At 42.4% G+C, this 1,005-nt stretch carries 1 protein-coding gene; it reads left to right on the top strand.

Annotation, left to right across the window (positions count from 1 at the left end; all coding sequences use genetic code 11):
- Positions 1 to 150: 150 nt before the first annotated feature.
- Positions 151 to 1,005, top strand: an 855-nt coding sequence (gene gltX, locus AB5935_RS28370; protein WP_368328153.1) for a glutamate--tRNA ligase, incomplete at its 3' end; no start/stop codon positions are given.

Below are 1,005 nucleotides of genomic sequence, written 5' to 3'. Positions count from 1 at the left end.
GATTTATATAGTAAATCTCTCCATGAAAATTTTTTTTTCTTCTTCAAATGTTCCATATCCACTGAAATTTTTGCGAAAAGTACAAAAAAAAACAATAGTGTGGAAAAAAAGGTTTAATTTTGCCACGATTTACCTATACTAACCCAAATTATGGCAGAAAGAAAAGTAAGAGTTCGTTTTGCTCCAAGTCCTACGGGAGCATTGCACATCGGTGGTGTGCGTACAGCTTTGTATAATTATCTATTTGCACGTCAACACGGCGGAGACTTGATATTTCGTATTGAAGACACTGACTCTAACCGGTTTGTTCCGGGAGCGGAAGAGTATATACTCGAATCTTTTAAGTGGCTGGGTATCCGCTTTGACGAGGGAGTGAGTTTCGGTGGTGAGTGTGGTCCGTACCGTCAGTCGGAGCGCCGCGAAATCTACAAGAAATATGTGCAGATTTTGCTGGAAAATGGAAAAGCTTACATCGCTTTTGATACTCCGGAGGAACTGGACGCTAAGCGTGCTGAAATTGCTAACTTCCAATATGATGCATCTACCCGTGGTATGATGCGCAATTCATTAACTATGCCGAAAGAAGAAGTGGATGCACTGATTGCTGAAGGCAAACAATATGTTGTTCGTTTCAAAATCGAACCGAATGAAGATATACATGTAAATGACCTGATTCGTGGCGAAGTAGTAATCAACTCATCTATTCTGGATGACAAAGTGCTTTATAAATCGGCTGACGAACTACCTACTTACCATTTGGCAAATATCGTGGATGACCATTTGATGGAAGTTTCCCACGTGATTCGTGGTGAAGAATGGTTGCCTTCCGCTCCTTTGCATGTGTTGTTGTACCGTGCTTTCGGTTGGGAAGATACAATGCCGGAATTTGCTCACCTGCCTTTGTTGTTGAAACCGGAAGGCAATGGAAAATTAAGCAAGCGTGACGGTGACCGTCTCGGATTCCCTGTATTCCCATTGGAATGGCACGATCCGAGATCCGGAGAA

The sequence above is a fragment of the Phocaeicola sp. RTP21198st1_B8_RTP21198_201120 genome (assembly GCF_040929485.1).
GTDB lineage: Bacteria > Bacteroidota > Bacteroidia > Bacteroidales > Bacteroidaceae > Phocaeicola > Phocaeicola dorei.
This window is presented reverse-complemented; position numbering and strand designations above follow the sequence as displayed.